At 73.4% G+C, this 26017-nt stretch carries 20 protein-coding genes; 9 read left to right on the top strand and 11 right to left on the bottom strand.

What is annotated here, in order from left to right; translation table 11 throughout:
• Positions 1-276 precede the first annotated feature (276 nt).
• The 3 genes from ACFXMG_RS28080 to ACFXMG_RS28070 form a co-directional block, all read right to left on the bottom strand.
• Positions 277-459, bottom strand: coding sequence for a Trm112 family protein (locus ACFXMG_RS28080; protein ID WP_383828947.1), 183 nt, complete (start codon positions 457-459; stop codon positions 277-279).
• 102 nt (positions 460-561) lie between these two features.
• Positions 562-1929, bottom strand: coding sequence for a phosphomannomutase/phosphoglucomutase (locus tag ACFXMG_RS28075; RefSeq protein WP_383828949.1), 1368 nt, complete (start codon positions 1927-1929; stop codon positions 562-564).
• 105 nt (positions 1930-2034) lie between these two features.
• Positions 2035-2466, bottom strand: a complete 432-nt coding sequence (locus ACFXMG_RS28070; RefSeq protein WP_383828971.1) for a DUF3499 domain-containing protein — start codon at positions 2464-2466, stop codon at positions 2035-2037.
• Positions 2467-2766: 300 nt separating this feature from the next.
• Here ACFXMG_RS28070 and ACFXMG_RS28065 point away from each other — a divergent pair, with 300 nt between their 5' ends.
• Positions 2767-3231, top strand: coding sequence for a metallopeptidase family protein (locus tag ACFXMG_RS28065; protein WP_383828973.1), 465 nt, complete (start codon positions 2767-2769; stop codon positions 3229-3231).
• A 20-nt stretch (positions 3232-3251) separates the two neighbouring features.
• On the opposite strand, the gene ACFXMG_RS28060 is transcribed toward ACFXMG_RS28065, so the two are convergent.
• From ACFXMG_RS28060 to ACFXMG_RS28050, 3 genes are all read right to left on the bottom strand, one after another.
• Positions 3252-4784: a DUF5719 family protein gene (locus tag ACFXMG_RS28060; RefSeq protein ID WP_383828951.1), complete on the bottom strand. Its 1533-nt coding sequence runs from the start codon at positions 4782-4784 to the stop codon at positions 3252-3254.
• The gene (locus ACFXMG_RS28055) at positions 4781-8581 is read right to left on the bottom strand and encodes a glycosyltransferase (protein WP_383828953.1); all 3801 of its coding nucleotides are present in this window, start codon (positions 8579-8581) and stop codon (positions 4781-4783) included. Before ACFXMG_RS28055 ends, ACFXMG_RS28060 begins: the two co-directional genes overlap by 4 nt.
• Positions 8582-8876: 295 nt before the next feature.
• Complete coding sequence (locus ACFXMG_RS28050) at positions 8877-9140, bottom strand: WhiB family transcriptional regulator (RefSeq protein ID WP_015033978.1); 264 nt, start codon at positions 9138-9140, stop codon at positions 8877-8879.
• Between the two features lie 673 nt (positions 9141-9813).
• Here ACFXMG_RS28050 and ACFXMG_RS28045 point away from each other — a divergent pair.
• The 3 genes from ACFXMG_RS28045 to ACFXMG_RS28035 are packed head-to-tail and all read left to right on the top strand — an operon-like array spanning position 9814 to position 12639.
• Positions 9814-10353: a cysteine dioxygenase gene (locus ACFXMG_RS28045; protein WP_383828955.1), complete on the top strand. Its 540-nt coding sequence runs from the start codon at positions 9814-9816 to the stop codon at positions 10351-10353.
• Between the two features lie 13 nt (positions 10354-10366).
• A complete protein-coding gene (cofD, locus tag ACFXMG_RS28040) occupies positions 10367-11323 on the top strand; it encodes a 2-phospho-L-lactate transferase (RefSeq protein ID WP_383828957.1) in 957 nt (318 codons plus the stop codon).
• Positions 11320-12639, top strand: coding sequence for a coenzyme F420-0:L-glutamate ligase (locus ACFXMG_RS28035; RefSeq protein WP_383828959.1), 1320 nt, complete (start codon positions 11320-11322; stop codon positions 12637-12639). The genes cofD and ACFXMG_RS28035 overlap by 4 nt, the downstream gene beginning before the upstream one ends.
• A 22-nt stretch (positions 12640-12661) precedes the next feature.
• Here the strand turns inward: ACFXMG_RS28035 and ACFXMG_RS28030 are convergent, their stop codons facing one another.
• From ACFXMG_RS28030 to ACFXMG_RS28020, 3 genes are all read right to left on the bottom strand, one after another.
• A complete protein-coding gene (locus ACFXMG_RS28030) occupies positions 12662-13621 on the bottom strand; it encodes a DNA-3-methyladenine glycosylase family protein (protein ID WP_383828961.1) in 960 nt (319 codons plus the stop codon).
• 154 nt (positions 13622-13775) lie between these two features.
• Positions 13776-14858, bottom strand: a complete 1083-nt coding sequence (locus ACFXMG_RS28025) for a sugar phosphate nucleotidyltransferase (protein WP_031014362.1) — start codon at positions 14856-14858, stop codon at positions 13776-13778.
• A 105-nt stretch (positions 14859-14963) separates the two neighbouring features.
• Positions 14964-16385: a peptidoglycan recognition protein gene (locus ACFXMG_RS28020; RefSeq protein ID WP_383828963.1), complete on the bottom strand. Its 1422-nt coding sequence runs from the start codon at positions 16383-16385 to the stop codon at positions 14964-14966.
• A gap of 137 nt (positions 16386-16522) precedes the next feature.
• Here ACFXMG_RS28020 and ACFXMG_RS28015 point away from each other — a divergent pair, with 137 nt between their 5' ends.
• The 4 genes from ACFXMG_RS28015 to ACFXMG_RS28000 all read left to right on the top strand — a co-directional run bounded on the left by ACFXMG_RS28015 (position 16523) and on the right by ACFXMG_RS28000 (position 22691).
• A complete protein-coding gene (locus tag ACFXMG_RS28015; protein WP_383828965.1) occupies positions 16523-17275 on the top strand; it encodes a TIGR03089 family protein in 753 nt (250 codons plus the stop codon).
• A 243-nt stretch (positions 17276-17518) separates the two neighbouring features.
• A complete protein-coding gene (locus ACFXMG_RS28010; protein WP_383828967.1) occupies positions 17519-18826 on the top strand; it encodes an LCP family protein in 1308 nt (435 codons plus the stop codon).
• 249 nt (positions 18827-19075) lie between these two features.
• A complete protein-coding gene (locus tag ACFXMG_RS28005) occupies positions 19076-20857 on the top strand; it encodes an LCP family protein (RefSeq protein WP_383828969.1) in 1782 nt (593 codons plus the stop codon).
• Positions 20858-20906: 49 nt separating this feature from the next.
• Complete coding sequence (locus ACFXMG_RS28000) at positions 20907-22691, top strand: LCP family protein (RefSeq protein ID WP_384120142.1); 1785 nt, start codon at positions 20907-20909, stop codon at positions 22689-22691.
• A gap of 95 nt (positions 22692-22786) precedes the next feature.
• On the opposite strand, the gene ACFXMG_RS27995 is transcribed toward ACFXMG_RS28000, so the two are convergent.
• Positions 22787-23812, bottom strand: a complete 1026-nt coding sequence (locus ACFXMG_RS27995) for a glycosyltransferase family 2 protein (protein ID WP_383830840.1) — start codon at positions 23810-23812, stop codon at positions 22787-22789.
• Between the two features lie 250 nt (positions 23813-24062).
• On the opposite strand from ACFXMG_RS27995, the gene ACFXMG_RS27990 reads away from it, so the two are divergent.
• On the top strand, positions 24063-25439 hold the full coding sequence (locus tag ACFXMG_RS27990; protein ID WP_383830848.1) for an LCP family protein: 1377 nt from the start codon (positions 24063-24065) through the stop codon (positions 25437-25439).
• Positions 25440-25469: 30 nt separating this feature from the next.
• On the opposite strand, the gene ACFXMG_RS27985 is transcribed toward ACFXMG_RS27990, so the two are convergent.
• The gene (locus ACFXMG_RS27985; protein ID WP_383830843.1) at positions 25470-26003 is read right to left on the bottom strand and encodes an acyl-CoA thioesterase; all 534 of its coding nucleotides are present in this window, start codon (positions 26001-26003) and stop codon (positions 25470-25472) included.
• Positions 26004-26017 lie beyond the last annotated feature (14 nt).

The raw sequence follows: 26017 nt of genomic DNA, 5'->3' as shown, positions 1-26017 counted from the left end.
TCGTTCGGTGACGGGTCGCTGGGCCGCGGGGCGGGTGCGGGTGCGGGTGCGGTGGGCTGGCGCCGTGCTGCGGGGTGCGGTGCGGTGCGGGTGCGGTGCGGGCGCTCGGGGCGGAGGTCTCGGGGGTGGGCATCGCCCTGGGGGGTTTGTGCCCACCCGTTCCTCCCCCAAGGACTCCGTCCAGGGGGGACCCCCAGGCGGAACGCCTGCCCACAAACCGACACCGCGGGCGGCTGCCCACAAACCGGGGCCTGCGGGCGCGTGCCCGCAGCGGGGTCAGGCGGGGTGGCGGGCTTCTTCTACCAGGAGGACGGGGATGGCGTCTCGTACGGGGTAGGCGAGGCCGCAGTCGGGGGACGTGCAGACCAGTTCGGGGGTCTCGTCCGCCGTGTGGTCGTTCAGCGGAGCGTGGCAGGCCGGGCAGGCCAGGATCTCCAGGAGGCCGGCTTCGAGCGGCATTGCGGTGTCCCTTCGTACCAATGAACGGTGCTGGTCAGCCTACCGCCGGGGGCGGGGAGTCGCGGCTCGGCGAGCGGCGGGTTCCCCGCCCCGGCGGGGGTGTCAGGCGGTGGCGCGGACGAGGGCGAGGACCTCGTCGCGGATCTTGGCCATGGTGGCCTCGTCGCGGGCCTCGACGTTGAGGCGGAGCAGCGGCTCGGTGTTGGACGGGCGGAGGTTGAACCACCAGTCGGCGGAGCTGACGGTGAGGCCGTCGAGCTCGTCGAGGGTGATGCCGTCCCCGTCGCCGTACGCCTCCTTGACGGCGGCGGTCCTGGCGGCCTGGTCGGCGACGGTGGAGTTGATCTCGCCGGAGCCGCTGTAGCGGTCGTACGAGGCGACCAGCCCGGACAGCGGGCCCTCCTGGCCGCCGAGGGCGGCGAGGACGTGGAGGGCGGCCAGCATGCCGGTGTCCGCGTTCCAGAAGTCCTTGAAGTAGTAGTGCGCCGAGTGCTCGCCGCCGAAGATCGCGCCGGTCCTCGCCATCTCCTCCTTGATGAAGGAGTGGCCGACGCGGGTGCGGACGGGGCTGCCGCCGTTCTCGCGGACGACCTCGGGGACGGACCAGGAGGTGATCAGGTTGTGGATGACCGTGCCACCGGGGGTCTTGGCCAGTTCGCGGGCGGCGACGAGGGCGGTGATCGCGGACGGGGAGACCGGCTCGCCGCGCTCGTCGACGACGAAGCAGCGGTCGGCGTCGCCGTCGAAGGCGAGGCCGAGGTCGGCGCCCTCGGCGCGGACGCGGGCCTGGAGGTCGACGATGTTCTTCGGGTCGAGGGGGTTGGCCTCGTGGTTGGGGAAGGTGCCGTCGAGCTCGAAGTACATCGGGACGGTGTCGAGCGGGAGGCCGTCGAAGACGGTGGGGACGGTGTGGCCGCCCATGCCGTTGCCGGCATCGACGACGACCTTGAGCGGGCGGATCGCGGTGAGGTCGACCAGCGCCTTGAGGTGGGCGGCGTAGTCGGTGAGGGTGTCCCGCTCGGTGACGGTGCCGGGGGTGGCGGCGGCCTCGGGGGCGCCTTCCGCCAGCCAGCGCTCGGTGAGGGCGCGGATGTCGGCGAGGCCGGTGTCCTGGCCGACGGGGGCGGCGCCGGCGCGGCACATCTTGATGCCGTTGTACTGGGCCGGGTTGTGCGACGCGGTGAACATCGCGCCGGGCAGGCCGAGGCTGCCGGAGGCGAAGTACAGCTGGTCGGTGGAGCAGAGCCCGATGAGGGTGACGTCGGCGCCGAGGCGGGCCGCGCCGCGCGCGAAGGCGTCGGCGAGTCCGGGCGACGAGGGGCGCATGTCGTGGCCGACGACGATCGCGTCGGCGTCCGTCACCCGGACGAAGGCGGCGCCGAAGAGTTCGGCGATCTCCTCGTCCCACTGGTCCGGGACCACCCCGCGGACGTCGTACGCCTTCACGATCTGCGACAGATCGGCAGTCACGGATCCACCCTCCTGAGTTCTCGGCACGCGTGTGCGGCGCGCGTACGGAACGCCCAAACTACCCGGGCCGGGGGTGGCGCACGCGGCCGGTGGCCGGATGTGCCCTCAGTTGTCGGGGGAACGGAGCACCCGGAGGTGTCCGCGGCGGCCGACCTCCATGGGGTCGCCGCTCCGGCCGGAGCCGGGCTTGCCCTGCTCGCCGGGGCGCTCCTGGGGGCGGGCGGCCTCGCGGACCGCGTTGGCCAGGGCCTCCAGGTCGTCGCCGCTGGGGCGGGTGGGGGCGGATCCGTCGGAGAGCCGCACGACCTCCCAGCCGCGCGGCGCGGTGAGGCGCTCGCTGTGCTCGGCGCACAGGTCGTAGCAGTGGGGCTCGGCGTAGGTGGCGAGCGGGCCGAGGACCGCGGTCGAGTCGGCATAGACGTACGTCAGTGTCGCGACGGCAGGGCGGCCGCACGCGGTGCGCGAACAGCGACGTACAGGGCTCACGACGTTGGACGGTACCGCACTCTTGAGCGGGCCGCGACGACTCTCCCCCAGGTCACTCCACCGTGTCGCGGTGTGACCTCCGCCACCCCCCTTCGAGTGGTGACCGTTCTGACCTGCGGAGGAGGGGGCGCAAGGGGGGTGGCACGGGGGGGCGATCCGGACAAGGAGCTGGAGGATTCCGGTCAGGCGCGGCCAGATGGCCGATCGCGAGCGGGTGCCGAATCGTTCCCTTGAGCGGCCGGAATGTTCAGGTTTGGACAGGGGGTGGGGGTGGGGGTGACGTGGGACGCGCCGATCGGCGGGTCCACGCCACGGTGCGGAGTGACCCAGGAGAGTTACGCTGCGTCAGTGATGGACACTCCTGTGCCGCCCGGTCAGCCGGGCCCCCCGCAGAACTCCGGGGAGCCGCCGGCCGAGCCGCGGGTCCGCCGGCGCGACCGGCACGGCCGCGGGATGCGGGGACCGGTCGCACCGCCGCAGGTCCCGCTGTCCGTGAGCCGCGCGGACACCTTCCGCGATCTGGTGCTGGACTCGGTGGAGCGGCTGGAGCGGCGCTGGCCGCAGCTCCAGGACGTCGAGTTCATGATCCTGGACGTGCCCCCGCCGGTGTCGGGCGAGACCGTGCCGCTGGGCGGTTCGGTCCCGGCCGAGAAGCGGGAGCCCGCGCGGGTGGTCGTCTACCGGCGGCCGGTCGAGATCCGGTCGAAGAGCCGTGACGAGCGGGCGCTGCTGGTCCACGAGGTCGTGGTGGAGCAGGTCGCCGAGCTGCTCGGCCTCTCCCCCGAGTCGGTCGATCCCCGGTACGGGCAGGACTGAGCCCGCACCGGGGGGGGCCGTCAGTCGTCGAGGACCGTCAGGTCCTGGCGGGCGGTGGGGACCTGGACGGTGCCCCGGTCGTCGACCAGGGTCTGGACGGTGAACATCGGGATGTCGTCCTCCGTGACGGTCAGCATCCGCGCCGCGTACACCGGTCCGCCGCCCGCGACCGGTTCGACGGTCACCGCGTAGGAGCCCTTGACGCCCTTGGGGGCGAGGTCGGTGAGGACGGTCGTCGTACCCGCCTTGAGCGAGACCGTGCGGGTGGCGGGGCTGCCGCCGCCCGTGCCGGCCGAGGCGGTGACCTTCACCTGGGCGGCCGCCTCGGGGGCGGTGAGGGTGAGGGCGGTGCCCTTGGCGCGGTTGTCGGCGACGGAGGCGCGGGCGGTGACGGGGGCCGCGGCCGGGATGAAGGCCATCTCCGTGTCCGAGCCCTTGCCGCGGACGACCTTGAGCGCGGCCACGACCGGGACCTGCTTCTTGGGGTCGGTCGGGGTGAGCAGCAGGGAGGCGGCGGCTCCCCGGGTGAGGTCCGGCAGGTCGACGAAGGCGGTCATGCCGGCCTTGACATGCAGGGACTCGGCGGCGGCGGGGACGATCGTGCCGTTCGCGGTGACCAGCTGGATCTTCAGGTCGGCGTCGGAGTCGCCGGGGGCGAAGGCGACGAGCCGGACGCCGGTGGCGTCGGCCGGGATGCCGGGGAGCACGGCGCGGCCCGACGGGTCGGCGGAGGCGGAGAGCCAGTCGCTGCCCACGCCGTCGGCGGCGGAGCCGAGGGCGGCGCCGACCCGGCCGCTGCGGGTGGTGACGTGGGCCGTCAGGTTCTCCTGGGCGCCTCCGGTGACGAGGGGGCCGAGGAGGACGGGGACGGTGGAGCGCGCCGGGACCTGGACGCCCTCGGGGATGGTGGTCTTCAGCTCGCCCTCGGGGCCGTACAGCTCGATGTCGGCGACGGCGAGGGTGTCGTCGGGGTTGGTGAGGTGGATGTAGTCGGCGCGGCCCTTGGCGGTGGAGGCGGCCGGGAACCAGAGGTCGGTGTCCGGGGCCGCGCAGTTCACGCCGAGGAGGCCGCGGGCGGCGCCGGCCGGGACGAGGGTGGTCTGCTGGACGGTCCAGCCGGGGGCGAGGGTGCCGGTGGCGGTGCCGGTGAGGCCGTGGGTGACCGCGCCCTCCGTCTCGGTGGAGACGGGCTTGCCGGGCGTGGTGACGGAGGCGGGGGCCTTGGGGGCCTTGCCCTTCTTGGCGGCGGGGGCGTTCGGGTTCTTGGCGACGCCGAGGACGGCGGTGGGCTTGGCGGCGGTGCCCGCGCCCGCGGGGGCCGGGGCGGCGGTGCCGGGCGGGGTGTACGAGGTGGTCCGGGTCTCGGCGATCTCCGAGGCGCTGGGGGCGGGGCAGAGCAGGCTGGTGCGCTCGACGGGGAGGCGGGCGGCCTGCGGCGCGGGGGCGGCGGCGGTCGCGGCGGCGGGCTCGCCGGGGGCGGTCAGCGCGGCGAAGCCGGTGACGGCGGCGAGGGCGGTGGCGACCGCGATCAGGGTGAGGGTGGTGCGCTTCACTGGTTGCTGCTCCCGTCGGGACGCTGCTCGGTCTCGTGGTCCTGCGGGTACCCGTAACCCTGGTCGTAGCCGGGGTAGCCCTCCTGGGGGGCGTACCCCTGCGGGTTCCGCGGGTCGTAGCCCTGGGGCGCCTGCTGGGGGTCGTACGCCTGCGGGTCGTAGCCCTGGGGCTGGTCGTACGCCTGCGTCTGGTCGTAGCCCTGGGCGGCGGGGTAGCCGCTCTGGGGGTCGTAGCCCTGGGGGTCGTACGCCTGGGGCTGGTCGTAGCCCTGGCCCTGGTCGTAGCCCTGCTGGGGGTAGGCGTACGCCTGCTGCTGGTACGGGTCGGCGTACTCCTGGGCGTAGCCCTGCTGGTCGTACGCGGCGGTGTACTGCTGCTGGGCGTAGGCCGGGTCCTGGCCCGCGGTGTCCCACTCGTCCGGTGCGGCGGTCTGCTGTCCGGGGATCGGGGCGGGCTCCGGCCGGTGGTCGGCGTCCGGGGCGTCGGGCCACGCGTCGGCATCGGGGGCTTCGGTGGCGGCCTCGGCCGCGGCGGTCTCGGCCTCGGCGGCGGCGCGCAGGCGGCGGGCGCGGCGGCCGTCGCCGTCGGCGGCCTGGGCCGGGATGGCGGTCTCCTCCTCGGGCAGGTCGTCGTCGATCTCGCGGCGGCGACCCGGGAGGGCGAGGACGACGAGGAGGACGACGAGGCCGAGCTGGGTCCAGATCCAGACGGTGTGCGTGAACGGCTCGTCATAGGTGAGGTCGAGGCGGCCGCCGCCCTCGGGGAGCTGGAAGCCCTGGGCCCAGCCGTCGACGGTGGTCGGGGTGAGCGCGGTGCCGTCGAGGGTGGCGGTCCAGCCCTCGTCGGCGCGGTCGGCGACGCGCAGGACGCGGCCGGCGGGGCCGGCGGGGACGTCGGCGTGGGCCTCGACGGGTCCGGCGGGGACGAGGACCGGCTTGGCGGCCGGGGTGTCGTCGGCCTCGGCGCCGGCCTTGGCGGCGGGCGGGACGATCATCACGCGGGCGATCTCGCGGTCGACGCGCCAGAGCGCGGCGCCGTCGAGCTGGCTGAGGCGGGAGAGGCCGGGGGTGGTGTCGAGGACGCGGCTCATCTGGCGCGGCGAGCCGTCCTTCACGAGCACGTACCGGATGGCGAAGGCGCTCAGTTCCTGGGTCTGGTCGGCGCCGGAGCCGGCGACGAGCTTGGCGACGACGGAGTCGAGGCGCTGGTCGGGCTCGGCGGTCTCGGTCAGCTCGGCGTCGCCGAGGCGGGCGCCGGAGCCGCGGAACAGGGTGTAGTCGACCGCGCCGGGGGAGCTGCCGGAGAGCACCAGGGTGCGGGGCTGGTCCTCCTGGCCGCTCTCCTCGGCGACGAAGGCGGGGACCTGGACGGGGTCGCGGCGGGTCAGCGGGCCGTCGGCGCCGCCGATCATCCAGCCGACGGCGGCGACGGCGGGGCCGAGCGCGCAGGCGAGGGCGATGAGGGCGGCGACGGGCTGGCGCCAGCCGAAGCCGTGGACGGCGACGCGGGTGCGGCCGCCCTCGGCGCCGAGCATGCCGGCGGCGATGAGGGCGGCGCCGTAGACGAGGGTGGCGGGTCCGGCCCAGCCGGTGCCGTCGGCGCCGTTGGCGAGGGCGGCGAAGAGGAGGCCGGCGAGGGCGGCGGTCCAGGCGGCGAGGACGGCGAGCCTGCGCTCCTCACGGAGGAGGGCGGCGAGCGCGGCGAGGACCAGGCCGAGGAGGAGGAGTCCGCCGGTGGTGCCGGGGCCGCCGGGGCTGCTCGCGAGCAGGTCGACGGCGGAGGCGGTGCCGGTGCGCAGGTCGAGCCCGGCCTCGTGGAGGAAGGCGGCGGGGTCGGTCAGCAGGGAGAGCGACCAGGGGGCCAGCGCCAGGACCGGGGTGCCGACGGCGGCGAGGAAGCGGAGCCCGTACGCGGTGATGTCGTCGCGGCGGAAGGCGAGGACGCCGAGGCCGAGGAGGACCGCGAGCGGCCACACGATCGGGGTGAACGCGGTGGTGACGGTGAGCAGCAGCGCGTAGGTCCAGGTGGCGCGCCAGCTGCCGCGGTCGGGGCGGTGGAAGCCGTGGGCGGCGACGGCGGCGCGGGCGATCAGCGGCAGCAGGATCGCGAGGATCGCGGTGCCGAGCCGGCCGGTGGCGAGGGCGCCGGTGGCGGCGGGCAGGAAGGCGTACGCGATGGCGCCCCAGGCGACCAGGAGGCGGGAGCCGACGAGGCCGCGGGCGGCGAAGTAGGCGGTGAAGCCGGCGAGCGGGACCGAGCAGACGAGCAGCACGGTCAGCGCGGTGGAGGTGGATCCGAGGAAGAGCGCGGAGAGTCCGGCGAGGATGCCGAGGTAGGGCGGGGCGCTCTGGGTGCCGCCGGTGCCGAGGGTGTGCCAGGCGTCGGCGTACCGGCCCCACAGGTCGGAGACGGTGTCGGGGGCGGGCAGCAGGACGCCGCCGGCGAGGGAGCCGCCGGCGAAGAGGTTGCGGCAGGCGACGAGGGAGACGACGAGGAGGAGGGCGAAGAGGACCGGGCCCGGCTTGCGGGCGATCTTCTTCAGGCGGGCGAACTGCTCGATCTCCAGGAAGTCGGCGTCGTCGCCGCCGGGGCCGGACTCGACGGCGCCGTGGCGGGAGCCGGTGTCCGTCTCGTCCCCGCCGAAGTGGGAGACGAGCTGTTCGGCGGCGGCGCGGACGGTGGCGCCGGGCGGCGGGAAGAGCGGGCGGAGCTCGGCCGGCGGGACCTCCGGGTTCTTCCGCCGCTTGCGGGCGGCGAGGACCTTCTCGGGCCGCAGCAGGGTGGCGAGGAGACCCATGATCTCGTCGACGGCCTGGCCGGGGTCCTTGCCGACGAGGAGGCCGAGGGTGCGCAGCAGGGTGCCGAGGACGAGCCGCAGCAGGACGTAGGGGAGCGCGCGGCCGGAGGAGTTGGCCAGCAGCGTGTAGACGGCGGCGGCCTTGTCGACGCGGTGCGGGCTGGCGGCCGTGCGGCCGGCGCAGTCGACGGAGCGGCGCTCGCGGGCGGACGCCTCGGCGTGCCGGAGGACGGCGTCGGGGGCGACGAGGACGCGGTGGCCGGCGGAGTGGGCGCGCCAGCAGAGGTCGACGTCGTCGCGCATGAGGGGCAGGCGGCGGTCGAAGCCGCCGAGCTCCTCGAAGACGTCGCGGCGGACGAGCATGCCGGCGGTGGAGACGGAGAGGACGGGGCGGATCTGGTCGTGCTGGCCCTGGTCCTGCTCGCGGCGGTCGAGGCCGGTCCAGCGGCGGCCGCTGCGGGCGATGGTGACGCCCGCTTCGAGGAGCTGCTTGCGGTCGTACCAGCCGCGCAGCTTGGGGCCGATGACGGCGGCGTACGCGTCGGAGTCGGCGACGCGCAGGAGTTCGGCGAGGGCGCCGGGCTCGGGGGCGCAGTCGTCGTGCAGCAGCCAGAGCCACTGGACCGGGTCGCCGTGCGGGAGGTCGGGGAGGTCGTACGCCTCGTCGTTCCAGGTGCGGCTGACGGGGTCCCAGCCGCTGGGGCGCTTGAGGTACGGCAGGTCCTCGGGTCCGAGCACGGGCGCGGTGCGGACGGCCTCGTCGACGGCGGCGCCGAAGCCGGTGCGGCGCGCGAGGTGCAGGACGCGGTCGGGGCCGACGGCCTCCGCGACGAGCTGTGCGGACTCGTCGGCGCTGCCGGTGTCGGCGGCGACCACGCTCTGCACCGGGCGCTCCTGGGCGAGCAGCCCGGAGAGCGCGTCGGGCAGCCAGCGGGCTCCGTCGTGGGTGACGAGCACGGCGGTGACGACGTGCCTGGGGAACTCAGGAGTTGAGGACATCGAGGTACGGGCCCTCCGGCCGGGGTCGCCCGCGGGGGGCGTGGGGAGCGTCTCGGACGGAGGCCCACACTAACGGCTGCGGGTGGGGGGCCCGGGCGGTGCGGGCGATCGGGGTGGGCGTGCGGGAGGTCGGGCGCCGCCCTCGGGGCGTTGTGCCCACCCGTTCCGCCCCTGCGGAACGCCTGCCCACAACGAAGCACGCCTGCCCACAACGAGGGGGGCGCGGCGGGCATGGGAACGGTCCGTCTCCGGTGGGGTGGGGACGGACCGTGGGGTGGTTTTCGGCCGGGGCGGGTCAGACGGCGGCCTTCTTGAGCCGGCGCCGCTCGCGCTCGGAGAGGCCGCCCCAGATGCCGAAGCGCTCGTCGTTCTGGAGCGCGTACTCCAGGCATTCGGAGCGGACCTCGCAGGCGAGGCAGACCTTCTTGGCCTCGCGGGTCGAGCCGCCCTTCTCGGGGAAGAAGGACTCGGGATCGGTCTGGGCGCACAGCGCGCGCTCCTGCCAGCCGAGTTCCTCGTCCGCGTCCTCGACCAGCAGTTCCTGGAACAACTCGGTCATCTGCGCCCCTCGTCTGTCTGTGCGTCCCGTGATGTCGCCGTGATCGAAACGGCCGAACGACACGAGTGAAATTACAAGTTCGTGCTCTGCGCGAGTCAAGCCGAGATCTGCTATTGGGCCCCGTATTCACTCTGCGGAACCAAGCCTATGCGGAAAGTGTTCAAATCACCAAAAAACGTGACACATGCCACCGGCGGATCCCGTGGTGTCGTGCCTCCGTCCAGAAGGACGTACGAGACTTGGATCTTGTTGCGATCCAGCCATGGAAGCGATCCGGATCACAGTCCGATCACGGACGGGCCGGCCGCCGGCCATGTTTACGGGCACGACTGATGCGCCATGTTGCCTGGTCCGGGGCTGCACAAACCTTTCTCCGGGCACTGTAACCGGATGAGGTGAAACATTACCCCCAAATCGGGCATTGGGTTGACAGTCGGGTGCCCACCCCGCCACCTTTGGTGGCATGCCAGCGACCACAGCGCTCTCCGCGACCCACGCCCGTGGGTTCCGCCGCGCTGTCCAGGCGCGCTGTTGCTGTTGCTGTTCCAGCTGTTGATGCCACCGAGCTCCGGCTGCTTCCCCCAGCGTCACCCTGCGTCACCCGTGTCACCTGTACGACCCCCGTGCCGTGACCCCCCACCGCTCTTCGTTTCTGCTGAGGAACACCCCACCCATGAACATGGACAGCGACCTTCAGATCGCCGGCGACCTCATGGAGGTCCCGCACCTGCTCCAGCCCGAGCGTGAGCACCCCGTCACCGTCGCCGAGTTCGCCGGTCTCGCCCGCGAGATCGCCGCCGACCCCTCCCAGTGGGCCCCGCACGTCGAGTACGACGCCACCACCCGCTGGTACCACCGCCTGCGCACCGGGCCCGGCTACGAGGTGTGGCTGCTCTCCTGGGTCCCCGGCCAGGGCAGCGGCCTCCACGACCACGGGCGCTCCTCCGGCGTCCTCGCCGTCCTCCAGGGCGAGTTGACGGAGCGTACGGACCGGGGCGTGCGCACCCTGCGGCCCGGAACGCAGCGGGTCTTCGCGCCCGGGTACGTCCACGAGGTCGCCAACGACTCGCTGGAGCCGGTCGTCAGCCTGCACGTCTACTTCCCCGGCCTGACCGAGATGCCGATGCACGAGTCCATGCACGAGTCGCTCCAGGGCCAGTGCGCCCCCGCGGCCCCGGACGCCCCGGCCGCCCCGGAGACCGTCACCGCCTGACACACTGCTGTGCATGCGCATTGTGGTTCTGGCCGGTGGCATCGGTGGTGCCCGTTTCCTTCGCGGTCTCAAGCAGGCCGTCCCGGAGGCGGAGATCACGGTCGTCGGCAACACCGGTGACGACATCCATCTCTTCGGGCTCAAGGTCTGCCCCGACCTGGACACGGTGATGTACACCCTCGGCGGTGGCATCCACGAGGAACAGGGCTGGGGCCGCGAGGGCGAGACCTTCGCCGTCAAGGAGGAACTGGCCGCCTACGGGGTCGGACCCGAGTGGTTCGGCCTCGGCGACCGGGACTTCGCCACCCACATCGTCCGCACCCAGATGCTCGGCGCCGGCTACCCGCTGAGCGCCGTCACCGAGGCGCTCTGCGCCCGCTGGGAGCCGGGCGTGCGGCTGCTGCCGATGTCCGACGACCGCGTCGAGACGCACGTGGCGATCGAGGTCGACGGCGAGCAGCGGGCCGTGCACTTCCAGGAGTACTGGGTGAAGCTGCGCGCCTCCGTCGACGCCAAGGCCGTCGTGGCCGTCGGCGCGGAGGCCGCGAAGCCCGCGCCGGGCGTCCTGGAGGCCGTCGCCGCGGCGGACGTCATCCTCTTCCCGCCGTCCAACCCGGTCGTCAGCGTCGGCACCATCCTCGCCGTGCCCGGCATCCGCGAGGCGGTCGCCGCCGCTGCGGCGCCGGTCGTCGGCCTCTCCCCCATCGTCGGGGACGCGCCCGTGCGCGGCATGGCCGACAAGGTCCTGGCGGCGGTCGGCGTCGAGTCCACGGCCGCGGCCGTGGCCCGCCACTACGGCTCCGAACTCCTCGACGGCTGGCTGGTGGACACCGTGGACGCGGGCTCCGTCGCCGACGTCGAGGCGGCGGGCATCGCCTGCCGGGTCGTGCCGCTGATGATGACCGACGTCGACGCGACCGCCGAGATGGCGCGGGCGGCGCTCGCGCTGGCCGAGGAGGTCCGCGGGTGACGGCCGAGGCGCCCCCCTCCTTCCACGTCCGGGCGCTGCCCGGACTGCCCGAGATCGCCCCCGGGGACGATCTGGCCAAGCTGATCGCGTCCGTCTCCCCCGACCTTCAGGACGGGGACGTCCTGCTCGTCACCTCCAAGATCGTGAGCAAGGCGGAGGGGCGGATCGTCGCCGCCGACGACCGCGAGGAGGCCATCGACGCCGAGACGGTACGGGTGGTGGCGCGGCGCGGCACCCTCCGTATCGTCGAGAACCGGCAGGGGCTCGTCATGGCCGCGGCCGGGGTCGACGCCTCCAACACCCCCGCCGGGACCGTGCTGTTGCTGCCGGAGGACCCGGACGGGTCGGCGCGGCGGATCCGGGCCGGGCTGCGCGAGGCGCTGGGCGTGGACGTCGGCGTCGTCGTCACCGACACCTTCGGGCGGCCCTGGCGCGCCGGGCTGACCGACGTGGCGATCGGCGCGGCGGGCGTGCGGGTCCTGGACGACCTGCGGGGCGCCACCGACTCCCACGGCAACGAGCTGAACGTCACCGTGACCGCCACCGCCGACGAACTCGCCGCCGCGGGCGACCTGGTGAAGGGCAAGGCCACGGGCATGCCCGTGGCCGTCGTGCGCGGTCTGCCGCACGTGGTCGCCGGGGACGCGGAGCCGGGCGCGCGGGCGCTGGTGCGCTCCGCCGCGGACGACATGTTCCGGCTGGGCACCTCGGAGGCCGTACGGGAGGCGGTGACGCTGCGGCGGACGGTACGGGAATTCGCCAACGACTCTGCCGACACCGTCGACCCCGGGGCGGTACGGCGCGCGGTCGCCGCGGCCGTGACGGCGCCGGCCCCGCACCACACCACCCCGTGGCGGTTCGTCCTCCTGGAGTCCGCCGCGTCGCGGCTGCGGCTGCTCGATGCGATGCGGGACGCGTGGATCGCGGACCTGCGGCGGGACGGCCGGTCCGAGGAGTCCATCGCGAAGCGGGTGCGGCGCGGGGACGTCCTGCGGAACGCGCCCTACCTCGCCGTGCCCTGCCTCGTCATGGACGGCTCCCACCACTACGGCGACGCGCGCCGCGACGCCGCCGAGCGCGAGATGTTCGTCGTCGCGGCGGGCGCGGGCGTGCAGAACTTCCTCGTCGCGCTGGCCGGTGAGCGGCTGGGCTCGGCGTGGGTCTCCTCGACGATGTTCTGCCGGGACGTCGTACGCGAGGTGCTCGGGCTGCCGGAGGAGTGGGACCCGATGGGGGCGGTGGCCATCGGGCGGCCGGCCGCGCCGCCGAAGGAACGGGTCGGGCGGCTCGCCTCGGAGTTCATCGCGGTGCGCTGAGGGGTGTGCTTGTCCGCCTTGCTCAGATGCGCGTGATGTCGTTGGGGGCGAAGCGGGGGGCCTGGCGGGGTGGGGTGCGGCCGCTGAGGAGGATCAGGCGGGCGGCTCGGTGGCGCTGGCCCTCGTAGGGGGCCAGGAGCTCCAGCATCGTCGTGTCGTCGGCCGTGCGGTCGCCCGCCAGGGCCCAGCCGACGATGCCGGGCAGGTGGAGGTCGCCCGTGGTGACCTCGTCGGGCGCGCCGTTGCTGCGCTGGATCGTCTCCGCGGAGGTCCACGGGCCGATGCCGGGGATCAGTTCCAGGCGCCTGCGGGCCTCCGGGGGCGGCATGTCGACCGCCTCCTCCAGGCGGGGGGCCACGCGGGCGGCGCGGACGATGGTGGCGGCGCGCTTGCCGTCGACGTTCGCGCGGTGCCACTCCCAGGACGGGATCATCGCCCAGGTGCGGGCGTCCGGCATCACGTACATCCCCTCGGGCGCCGGGCCCGGGGCCGGTTCGCCGTACTGGCGCACCAGGCTGCGCCAGGAGCCGTACGCCTCCGTCGTGGTGACCTTCTGCTCCAGGACGGACGGGATCAGGGACTCCAGGACCAGGCCGGTGCGGGTGAGGCGGAGGCCGGGGCGGCGGCGGTGGGTCGCCAGGAGGAGTTTGTGGCGGGGGACGAAGGCGGTGGGGTCGTCCTCCGCGCCCAGGAGGGCGGGGAGGTGGTCGTCCAGCCAGGCCGCGCCCGGGCCGTAGGTGTCGGCCGTCGGCTCGTCGCCGTGTGCTCGTACGCGGAGTGTGGCGGGGCCCTTCGGGGTGCGGGTGGCTCGCCAGATCTCGCCGGTGGGGGTGAGGCGGAAGGTGGGGTCGTACGGGCCTCTGCGGAGGGGGCCCAGGATGAGGCCGAGGTCCGGGTGGGCGGTGGTCTCGGGCGGAGGGGTGGGGGTGTCGCCGCCGCGGGTGGTGGTGCGGGTGGGTCTTGGTGTGTAGCGGCCGGCCATGTGTATGAGCGTAGCGGGGCGCGGTGCGGGTGCGGGGGGTGCGGGTTCAGGCGCATGTGCGGAGGCACCCGCGAGGGTGCCGTTCCGTTGTGCCCACCCGTTCCGCCCTAGCGGAACGTATGCCCACAACGGAACGGGGGGGGCCGTCAGGTGCTTACTGGTCTGAGCTGAAGCGGACTGTGCCGGCCGGGAGGGTGGCGTTGCACCAGATGCGGATGCCGTCTCGGAGTTCGTTGTCGGGGCCTACGTGGGCGCCGTCGCCGATGACCGCGCCCGTCAGGACGGAGCGGGCGCCGATGCGGGCGCCGGCGCCTATGAGGGAGTCGGTGATGACCGCGCCGGGTTCGACGACGGCGCCGGCCAGGAGGGTGGAACCCGTCACACGGGCGCCTTCGCCCACCGTCGCGTCCGCGCCGACCACCGTGCCGCCGGTCAGCTTGGCGTCGGGGGCCACGCGGGCGGAGGGGAGGACGAGGCGGTCGCCGCAGCGGCCGGGGACGGCCGGGGAGGGGGCGCGGCCGAGGACCAGGTCGGCGGAGCCGCGGACGAACGCCTGCGGGGTGCCGAGGTCCAGCCAGTACGTGGAGTCGACCATGCCCTGGAGGTGGGCGCCGGAGGCGAGGAGCTCCGGGAAGGTCTCGCGCTCGACGGAGACCGGGCGGCCGGCGGGGATCGAGTCGATGACCGAGCGGCGGAAGACGTACGCGCCGGCGTTGATCTGGTCGGTGACGATCTCCTCCGGGGTCTGCGGCTTCTCCAGGAAGGCCGTCACCCGGCCCGTCTCGTCCGTCGGGACCAGGCCGAAGGCCCGCGGGTCCTCGACGCGCGTGAGGTGGAGGGAGACGTCGGCGCCGGAGTCGGCGTGCGTGGCCACCAGGGCGCGGATGTCGAGGCCGGTGAGGATGTCCCCGTTGAAGATCAGGACCGGGTCGTCGGGGCCCGAGTGGAGGCGCGAGGCGACGTTGCGTATCGCGCCGCCGGTGCCGAGCGGTTCCTCCTCCGTCACGTACTCCAGGCTCAGGCCGAGGTCGGAGCCGTCGCCGAAGTGCGGTTCGAAGACCTCGGCGAGGTAGGAGGTGGCGAGCACGATGTGCTCGACGCCGGCGGCCTTGGCCCGGGCCAGCTGGTGCGTCAGGAAGGGGACGCCGGCCGCCGGGACCATGGGCTTGGGCGTGTTGACCGTGAGCGGTCGCAGCCGTGTGCCCTTGCCACCGACCAGGAGGATCGCTTCTGTCACCTTGTCGTCTCTGCTTCCTGTTCGGGGCCGGTTGAGCGCGCCCGTCTCGGTCGTCCGTGCGATATGACCGGTCAGTTTATGCAGATGGTTGCCTCCGCGCCCCCATCAGCGCCGACCCTGGTACTTCGCGGAGGAGGAGCGCGCGGTTCCGAGCTTGCCGTAGAGACGCTTGCCGGGACAGTCCGTGGCGAATCCGTCACGGTGTCCGGCGATGGTGTGGAACCGGACTTTCTTGCCCTTCTTGTACAGGTTGCCGCCGCCGGAGACGAGGGTCTGGGTGCCCTTGGGATTGATGCCGTGAAGCCCCAGTTTCCAAGCGGTCAGGCGGGCCACGGCGGTCACGGCGGCGGCCGGCGGGGTGGTGCTGGTGTAGGTGCCGAGGACGGCGATGCCCATGCTGTTGGTGTTGAAGCCGAGGGTGTGCGCGCCGAGGACCGGTTTCGCCACTCCCCCGGCCCGGCCTTCGTAGATGTTTCCGCACTTGTCGACGGCGAAGTTGTAGCCGAAGTCACGCCATCCGCTGCTCTTCACGTGGTAGCGGTAGATACCGCGCAGGACGGAGGGCGCCTGGCTGCACTTGTAGTTGTTGCCGGTGGCGCTGTGGTGGACGAAGGCCGCCTTGATGCTCTTGGTGTAGACGAAGCCCTTCTCGCGGATCTTCTCGTCGGCGCCCCAGCCCTTGCGAGTGATGATCTTGGGGCGGGGGCCGATGTACGGCTTCTTGGCCGCCGCCTCCCGCTGTGGGACCGACGCCTCCTCCCGCTGCGCCGCCGACACGTCGTGTACGGGCGCGGCCACGCTCTCCTCCCCCGCCGACGCGGGGACGGCGGCTGCGGGGACGGCCGTCGCGCCGAACGGGGCGAGCTGACTGTTGACGCCGCTCGCGGCCGCCTCCGCGGCGGTCAGGACGGCCGGCGGGGCCATCGCCCGGGTGCCGGGGGCCGGTGAGGCCGGTGTGGCCGCCGGTTCCTCGCCGGGGTCGACCAGTTCGAGGCGGAGCCCGGCCGGGAGCGGGACGTCAGCCGTTTCCTCGTGCGCTTCTCCCGCCCGTACGCGGATCTCGACGCCGTCCGCGTCGCCGACCCACAGCGGGGCGGTGGAGCCGCGCAGGGTGCCGGCGGCGCCCTCGGGGGTGCCGGGGTCGGCGCCGTGCTCCTCGTTGTGGGTCTCGACGTCCTGCCACGGCGACCAGACGCCGTCGGCGGTCGCGCGGGTGCGGACCTGGACGGTGCCGTGCAGGGGGGCCGCCGGGTCGTCCCAGACGACGCCGACGAGCGAGAAGGGTCTGACGTCCCGTCGGGCCAGGCCCTGCTCCCGCGCCGCGCCGGGTTCGCCGAAGGAGCGTACGGCGGCGCCCAGTGGACGGAGCGGCAGCGACTGGGTGGCGCCCGGCAGCTCGTCCCGCTCCGGTGGCAAGGCGGCCGCCGCCGGGCGCGCGGTGGCCGTCGCGGGGGCGGCGAGGGTGACCGGCAGGGCGAGCGCGGCCGCGCAGGCGACGGCGATCGAGGAGGCGAGTGAGGCACGCATGGCCCGATCGTGCGGAGCGGGCGGGCGCGGCGCGCGGCGGGAGGGCGGCCGGAAACGGACGGCGCGTCAGGCCGACCGGAGGACGCCGTCACCGGTACGGCCCAGGGCGGCGCGGTGGCCCGCGTACCCTGTGCGGCGTGAACGCCAGCGACCGCACCCCCGCCGACCTGCTGCGATCCGCGCTCGCCGCGGACCCCGCACGCCCTCTGGTCACCTACTACGACGACGCCACCGGTGAACGGGTGGAATTGTCCGTCGCCACCTTCGCCAATTGGGTGGCGAAGACGGCCAATCTGCTCCAGGGCGAGCTGTCCGCCGAGCCCGGCGACCGGCTCGCGCTGCTGCTGCCCGCGCACTGGCAGACCGCCGTCTGGCTGCTCGCCTGCTCCTCCGTCGGAGTGACGGCCGAGCTGGGCGGCGATCCGGCGGACGCCGACCTGGTCGTCGCGGGACCGGACACCCTGGAGGCGGGCCTGGCCTGCTCCGGGGAGCGGATCGCGCTCTCCCTGGCGCCGCTGGGACGCCGCTTCCCCGCCGCGCCCGCGGGGTACGCGGACTACGCGGTCGAGGTGCCGGGCCAGGGCGACCGCTTCGCCCCGTTCGCGCCCGTGGACGCGGACGCGCCCGCCCTCGTCGTCGACGGTACGGAACAGAGCGGCGCGGGGCTCGTCGAGCGGGCCCGGCTCGACGCCGTACGGCTCGGGCTCGGCCCCGGCTCGCGGCTGCTGTCCGGGCTGCCGTACGACGGCTGGGAGGGCCTGTCGGCCGGGCTGTACGCGCCGCTGGCCGCCGGAGGCTCGGTCGTGCTGTGCCGGAACGTGGGCGCGCTGGCACCGGAGTCGCTGGAGCAGCGCATCGAGAGCGAGCGGGTGACGGCCACGGCGCTCTGACGGGCGCCCAGGGGCGGGTACGGGCGTCCGGGGCAGGCGCCGGGTGCGGGCGTTCGCGCGTCCGATGCACCCGTTCGGCCGATCGACGCGCCGCGTACCCGCGACCGTACGGCCAGTCCGGTACATGATCGGCCCGGGGGGAGTCGTCTCCTCCGTACAACCCCGTGTCGGGTTCGGCCGTCTCCTACTGCGAACGCCGGGCGCCCGACCCGCCTCCGACGCCCCGAAGGACGGACTGACGACGTGACGGACCGCGCTGGCACCCCCGCCGAACCGGACCCGGAACCGACGCCGGAACCGACTCCGGAACCGCCCCCCGACCAGGCTCCCGAGGCGGAGACCGGGGACGGGGATTCCGGAGACGGGGAATCCGGGGACGACGCTTCCGGGGACGACGCTTCCGGGGACGGCTCTTCCGGGACGGCCGCGAAGCCGCGCCGGCACTGGTTGCGGTGGACCGCGCTCGGCGTCTCGGTCGTGCTGCTCGGCGCGGCCGGGACCGGATGGTGGTTCTACCGGAAGCTCGACGACAACATCACCACGGACACCACCGCCGCCGACGAGCTGCGCCGGTACGAGAAGGAGCGCCCGGCGGCCGTCGTGGCGGCCGCGCGGAACATCCTGCTCATCGGCTCGGACACCCGCTCCGGCGAGGGGAACCGCAAGTACGGCCGGGACAAGGGCACCCAGCGCTCGGACACCGTGATCCTGCTGCACCTGGCGGCCGACGAGTCGGGCGCGACGGCCGTGTCGATCCCCCGCGACCTGATGGTGACGATCCCGAGCTGCGCGAGCGTCGAGGGGGGCAGGACCCGGGAGCAGCTGGCGCAGTTCAACTGGGCCTTCGAGTGGGGCGGGACGGCGTGCACCATCCGTACCGTCGAGAAGCTGACGGGGATCCGGGTCGACCACCACATGGTGATCGACTTCCGGGGGTTCAAGAAGATGGTGGACGCGGTCGACGGGGTCGAGGTCTGCCTCAAGGAGCCGGTGGACGACAGCGACGCCAAGCTGAAGCTGCCGGCGGGCCGGCAGACGCTGAACGGGGAGCAGGCGCTGGGCTTCGTCCGGGCCCGGAAGTCGCTGGGGAACGGCAGCGACACCGAACGGATGGACCGGCAGCAGATGTTCCTGGGCGCGCTGGTCAACAAGGTGCAGAGCGACGGGGTCCTGTTGAACCCTACGAAGCTGTATCCGGTCCTGGACGCGGCGACGAAGTCGATCACGACGGACCCGGGGCTCGACTCGCTGCGGGACCTGTACGACCTGGCGCGGACGATGCGGGCGATCCCGACGGAGAAGGTCCAGTTCCTGACGGTGCCGCGGCGCCCGTACACGTACAACGCGAACCGGGACGAACTGGTGCAGCCCGCTGCGAGCGAGCTCTTCCGGCAACTCCGCGAGGACAAGCCGGTCCTGGTGACTCCACCGGAACCGGAAGAGGGTGCGGACGCATCTCCCGACGGGAAGCCCGACGACGCGGACAGCCCCCTGCCGAGCACGACGCCCACCTTCACGGGGCGGAACGCGGCGGAGGGCGTGTGCTCGTAGAGATCCGGGGGGGCCGTTGGGTAAAGCGGGGCCCAAGGTATGACCAGGGGGCGATGTGGTTTGGGCAAATTGCCCAGTTGTAAGGGGCGTGGAATTTGTCACTGACGTCGCCCCGCGCTGAACTGGGCGGATAGTGTGACGCGATCCGGTGCACCCCGACCGTGTGGTCGCACTCAGCCAAGGATCGAACGACCGAGTGGCGCCGACAGGGGGAGGCGCCCCGCGTGGCACCGACGGAGGACAGGAACCGTGGACGCGCACAGCCGTGGACGGGCGGACGAGATCGACCCCGCCGACCAGTGGGTGCTCAACCCGCAGACCGGCAACTACGAACTGCGACTGGACCACTCCGCTGGGCAGTCGGCGGACGGGGGCTCGCACGCCGGTAGCCCCGATTCCGCTACCACCGCTTCCCGTACCCGCTCCGACGCCCGGCCAACCGCCCCGGCCGAAGCTCCCGTTCCGGGCCAGCGGCGCCGCCGCCCGGCCGAGCAGGACGGCACCGAGCCGGAGACCGGCACCTCGCGCGGCGGACGCGTGCCGCCGCAGAGCCGCCGCAAGCCCAAGCGGGGGGCGAGCCGCAAGAAGAAGGTCCTGCTGTGGACCGGCGGCACGATGGCCTTCGTCCTGGTGGGCGGCGCGGTCGGCGCGTACGCGATCTACAGCAAGCTCAACGGCAACCTCGGCGTCGTGGACGTCGGCACCGCCGCCGCGCAGACGGAGGGGATGAAGGGCCCGCTGAACATCCTCGTCATCGGCAACGACGTCCGCACCGGCGAGGGCAACGAGAGCTACGGCAACAAGGACAACGTCACCGGCCACGCCGACACGACGTTCCTCATCCACATCGCCGAGGACCGCACCAACGCGACGGCGATGAGCATCCCGCGCGACCTCAAGACCGAGATCCCGGACTGCCCGACGAACACGGACGCGGGCACCAAGGTCATCCCCGGCTCGGTCGGCAAGACCAAGTTCAACGAGTCCTTCGGCGTCGACGGCCGCGACCCCGGCTGCACCATGCGGACCATCACCCAGATGTCCGGCCTGCCGGTCAACCACTTCATGATGGTCGACTTCAACGCCGTCAAGAAGCTGTCCACGGCCGTCGGCGGCGTCAAGGTCTGCCTCGCCAAGCCGATCCACGACAAGAACTACTCGAAGCTCAACCTCCCCGCGGGCGAGCACCGCGTCCAGGGAGAGCAGGCGCTCGCCTTCCTGCGGAACCGGCACGGTCTCGGCAACGAGAGCGACCTCGACCGCATCAAGCAGCAGCAGCAGTTCCTCGCCTCGATGATGCGCCAGCTCAAGGAGGACACGCTCGACAGCCCGACGCGGCTGCTGGACGTGGCCAACGCGGCGACCGAGTCGCTCACCGTCGACAAGGGGATCGGCGAGGCGTCGAAGCTCGTCTCCCTGGCGAAGGAACTGGCCAAGGTCGACCTGAAGAACATCACCTTCCTGACCGTGCCCGTGGTCGACAACCCCGACGAGCCGCCGAACGCGCGCGCGACCGTCGTCCTCGACCCGGTGAAGGCCCCCCAGGTCTTCAGCATGATCGAGCAGGACGTCTCCTTCACCGAGGTGAAGAAGAAGGAGGCCGACGCCAAGAAGGCGAAGGCCCAGGCGCAGGCGAAGCTCCTCCAGGGAGCGAAGGCCCCGGCCGCCGAGGTCCGCGTCGACGTCTACAACGGCAGCGGCATCCAGGGCGCGGCCCAGTCGACCCTCCTGTGGCTCCAGAACGAGCAGGGCGTGTCCCGCTCGACCAACAAGAGCAACGCCCCCGAGAAGGCGGCGAAGACCACGCTCAGCTACGCACCGAACCAGGCCGACCAGGCCCGCGCGCTCGCCGCGATGATGGGTCTGCCGGCCACCGCTCTGAAGCAGGGCACCACGGCCGCCGGGGAGCGCGAGCCCATGACGCTCGTCCTCGGCGCCGATTTCAAGGGCGCGGGGGTGTCCATGACCGCTCCGACGAAGGCGCCGGACGTGGATCAGGTAGAAGCGGACAAGAAGGTGTGCGCCCAGTGACCCGAGAACAGCGGGTTCGGGCGCGCCCTTGACGATGAGGGGACCAGGGGTGGGACAGAACAGCGTGCGACGGGAGGGGACGCAACAGCCGAGCGTCCCGCACGCCCGAGAACGGGGCTGGGACGACGAGCTGCACGGCGCCGGCGAGGCGACCGGCGCGGGCGGGGCGGAGGGCACGGCCGGGGGGCCGGACCCGACCGCCGCCGCCACGGGCGGCCGCGCCGCGCGCCGGCGCGGGACGGCCGGGGGCTCCGACGGTGAGGGCGGCGCGGCCGCGACCACCGCGGGCGGCCGGGCCGCCGCGCGCCGGCAGGCCAAGAAGGCCGGCAAGCGGAAGGTGCTGCGCTGGTCGGCGATCGGCGTGGCGGTCCTCGTCCTGGGGACGGCCGGCGCCGGTTACGCGTACTACGAGCACCTGAACGGCAACATCCGCAGCGGTGGCCGCGCGGGCGGCGACAGCGGTGTGAAGAAGGCCCCGCCGAACGCGCTGGGCGACACCCCGCTGAACATCCTGCTGATCGGCTCGGACGACCGGTCGTCCGACGCGAACGTGGCGCTGGGCGGCGGCAAGGACCTGCGGAACGACAAGCCCCGGGCCGATGTGCAGATGCTCCTGCACGTCTCCGCCGACCGGCAGAACGCCTCCCTCATATCGATCCCCCGCGACACCGTGGTCCCCATACCCGAGTGCAAGAGCGAGGACGGCAAGGAGACCTACCCGGCCACCACCGACCAGCCCATCAACTCCACGCTCCCGCGCGGCGGTCCGGGCTGCACGCTCACCACCTGGGAGAAGCTCACCGGCGTCTACATCGACCACTGGATGATGGTCGACTTCGCGGGCGTGGTGGCGATGGCCGACGAGGTCGGCGGCGTCCCCGTCTGTGTCACCACCGGCGTGCACGACAAGTCGACCGCCCGGGTCAAGGGCGGCTCCGGCCTCAAGCTGAAGGAGGGCACCACCGAGGTCAAGGGCGAGCAGGCCCTCCAGTGGCTGCGCACCCGGCACGCCTTCGGCAGCGACCAGAACCGCGCCAAGGCCCAGCACATGTACCTCAACGGCATGCTGAAGAAGCTCCAGCAGCAGAACGCCTGGACCGACACCGGCCGGCTGATGGGCCTGGCGGAGACCGGCACCAAGGCGCTCCAGGTCTCCGACGGGCTCGACACCGTGGCCAAGCTCTTCGACCTCAGCATGCAGCTCAGGAACGTGAAGGTCGACCGGCTGTCGACGATCACCATCCCGACCGCCCCCTACGCGCCGAACCCGGAGGCGTGGCTCCAGCCGAGGACCGCGGACGCGGAGAAGATCTGGGATCTGCTCCGGAACGACGTCGCCATGGACAAGAACGGCGACAAGGCGCCCGCGAAGCCGGCGGCCAAGCCGACGGCCGCGAAGCCGAAGCCGACGGCCGCCGCGCCCGCCTCCCTCGCTGTCACCGTCATCAACGGCACCGCCGGGAACGACGAGGCGCCCGTCGAGGGCCGCGCCGGAGACATCAAGGACGCGCTGACCGCCAAGGGCTTCACCCAGGCGGACACCTCCAAGGAGCCCAAGCCCAGCAAGGGCACGGTCGTCGGCTACCCGAAGGCGTCGGGCGACCAGGGCCGGGCGGACGCCGAGTCCGTGGCGAAGGCCCTGGGCCTGCCCGCCTCCACCGTCCGGGCGGACGCCACCATCGAGAACGTCACCCTGGTCGTCGGCGCGGACTGGCGCGAGGGCACCGCCTACGAGGCGCCGAAGCGGACGGCGGGCGATCTGCCGGAGGGCGCGAGCGACAAGGCGAAGTGCATGGAGGTGTACTCGGTCTACCGCTGGGACGGCGTGAGCTGAGCCGGTACGGCGGTGACCCCGTACGCACGTACCGACGGCCGGGCTCCTCGGGGAGGGGCCCGGCCGTCGGTGTGTGTGTACGGGGTGGGGTGGGGTCAGACCGTCTCGGTCTCGCCGCGCTTCACCGCCGGGCGGCGGCTCGCGATGACCTTCCGGGCGAGGGCCTTGGGGCTCGTCAGGAAGCCGAAGCCCCAGGACATGTGCATGGTGGCCAGGGCCACCGGGATCTGCGCGCGGGCCTTCAGGGAGAGGCCCTTGCCCGCCGGGACCGAGCCGGCGGTGATCGCGGCGAGGTAGCCGGCCGGGATCACGAAGCCGAGCGGGGTGAGCGTCGCGCCGACGACCGCGCCCGCGGCGATGGCGCAGACGGCGACCGGCGGGGCCAGGTAGCGGAGGTTGATGGAGCCGGCGTGGTAGCGGGCCACCACGTGGCGCCAGCGGCCGTAGTCCTTGTACTGCTTGGCCAGGGCCTTCACCGAGGGGCGCGGGCGGTACTGGACGCGCAGCTCCGGCGAGAACCAGATCAGGCCGCCGGCCTCGCGGATGCGGAAGTTCAGCTCCCAGTCCTGGGCGCGGATGAACTCCACGTTGTAGCCGTCCTGCTGTTCGAGCGCCTCGCGGCGGAAGACGCCGAGGTAGACGGTCTCGGCGGGGCCGGCCTGGCCTCCGGTGTGGAAGGCCGCGTTGCCGACGCCGATCTTCGAGGTCATCGCGGCGGCGACCGCGTCCTCCCAGGCGTTCTCGCCCTCGGCGTGCATGATGCCGCCGACGTTCTGCGCGCCCGTCTCCTCCAGGAGGCGCACGGCGGTGGCGATGTAGTTCGGCGACAGCATCCCGTGGCCGTCCACGCGCACCACGATCGGGTGGCGGGACGCCTTGATCGCCGCGTTGAGCGCGGCGGGGGTGCGGCCGGTGGGGTTGGGCACGGTGTGGACCCGGGGGTCCTCTCGTACCAGCTCGGCGGCGATCTCGTCGGTGCGGTCCGTGGACGGGCCGAGCGCGATCACCACCTCCATCTCGCCGTCGTACTCCTGCTCCAGGATGTGGCGGACCGAGTTGCGCAGATGCCGCTCCTCATTGAGGACCGGCATGATCACGGATACGGGGGGCGTGGCGTTCATCAACGGGCCACGTTACCGCGAATGGGGGACAGCGGCGCGCGCCGCCGGGGCCGGTGACCCTACCGGCTGATCGTATGGGCCTACCGTGCTCACGGTCCCCCTGTCGCACCCGCGGAGGTGTCCGTCCGTGCCCACACCGCCCCGCACGCCCCGTCCGCCCCGCAGGTCCGGTGCGCCCGGCCGCCCGCCGGTGCCCCGGCGCGGCGGTCCCGCCCCGGTGCGCAGGCCGCGGCGGCGCCCCCGCTGGGGGATGCGGATGGCGACCGCGCTGTCGGTGGTGGTGCTGGCGGCGGGCGGGATCGGGCACGCGGTGGTCACCGGACTGGACACCGGGATCACCCGGGTGGACCCCTTCAAGGACATGAAGAACCGGCCGCAGGCGGGCAACGGCATGAACGTGCTCGTCGTCGGCACCGACGGGCGCGACCGGATCACGCCGGAGGAGAAGGAGAAGTACCGGCTGGGCGGGGCGCCCTGCCACTGCACGGACACCGTCCTCCTCGTGCACATCTCGGAGGACCGGGAGCGGGCGAGCGTCGTCTCGCTGCCCCGGGACTCGTACGCCGAGCTGCCGGAGCACACCGACCAGAACAGCGGCGAGAAGCACCGCGCGCACCCGGTGAAGCTGAACGCCGCCTACGCGGAGGGCGGGCCGGCGCTGACCGTGCGGACGGTGGAGGCGCTGACCCGGGTCAAGATCGACCACTATCTGGAGGTCGACTTCACCAGCTTCATGCGGACGGTGGACGCGGTCGGCGGGGTGCAGATCTGTACGGCGAAGCCGGTCAAGGACTCCTACACGGGCCTGGAGCTGGCGGCCGGCACGCACGAGCTGGACGGCGGGCAGGCGCTCCAGTACGTGCGCTCCCGGCACTTCGACGGGGCCTCGGACATCGGGCGGATGCAGCGGCAGCAGAAGTTCCTGGCGGCGCTGGTGGACCGGCTGACCAGCGGCGGGGTGCTGTTCAACCCGGTGCGGTTCCGGGAGGTGGCGACGACGATGCTCGGCTCGGTCCGGGCCGACGAGGACTTCGGTACGGACCAGCTGCTGGCGCTCGCCAAGGCGATGCGGGGCTTCACGCCGGCGTCGTCGGAGTTCGTGTCGGTGCCGATCGGGGACATGGACTTCCCCGTGAAGGGGATCGGGTCGACGGTGAAGTGGGACGCGGAGAAGGCGCAGAAGCTGTTCGCGGCGCTGCGGGAGGACCGGCCGCTGGCCTCGCGGCCGGTCGCGGCGGCGAAGAAGCCCCAGGCCGTCGTCGTGGAGGTGGCGCCGAAGTCGATCCGGGTGCAGGTCTACAACGGGACCCGGATCGACGGGCTGGGGCGCAAGGTCGACGACGCGCTGCGGGGCACGGGGTTCGACACGACCCGGACGCCGATGACGGGCGCGGGGGGCGAGCGGAAGCGGACCCTCGTGGAGTACGACCCCCGGTGGGACCGGTCCGCGAAGTCCCTGGCCGCGGCCCTGCCGGGCGCCGAGCTGAAGCCGGTGCCGGGGCGGGGCGGGACCCTGCGGGTGACGGTCGGGTCGGAGTACAAGGGCGTCACGGCGGTGAAGGCCGAGACCGCGCCGGCGCGCGGGCCCTTCGAGGCGGTGACCGGGGACCAGGTGGTGTGCCCGTAGCACCGGGGGCCGGGGCGCCGGCCGGGCGGCTCAGTCGATGTAGCCGTCGGCGGCCCTGCGCTCGCGGAGCTCCTTGATGGCCTGGCGGCGGGCGAGGCGGTGGGTGCGGCGGATCTGGGCCTCCTGGTAGCGGCGCTTGTCCTGCTCGGTCTCCGGGAGGACCGGCGGGACCGTACGGGGCCTGCCGTCGCCGTCCACCGCGGCGAAGACGAGGTACGCGGAGCCGACCTGGGTCGCGGGGGTGGTGTCGTTCCAGCGCTCGGCCAGGACGCGGACGCCGACCTCCATGGAGGAGCGGCCGGTCCAGTTCACCTGGGCCTTCACGTGGAGGAGGTCGCCGACGCGGACGGGCTCCAGGAAGGCCATCTCGTCCATGGAGGCGGTCACGGCCGGGCCGCCGGAGTGGCGGCCTGCGACGGCGCCCGCCGCGTCGTCCACCAGCTTCATGATCACGCCGCCGTGCACCGTGCCGAGGAGGTTGGTGTCGTGGCTGGTCATGATGTGGCTGAGGGTGGTGCGGGAGGCCGAGGTGGGCTTGCCCGGGATGTGGCCCTGATCTGTCATGTCCTCCACCTTAT

Source organism: Streptomyces sp. NPDC059201 (assembly GCF_042754585.1).
GTDB lineage: Bacteria > Actinomycetota > Actinomycetes > Streptomycetales > Streptomycetaceae > Streptomyces.
This window is presented reverse-complemented; position numbering and strand designations above follow the sequence as displayed.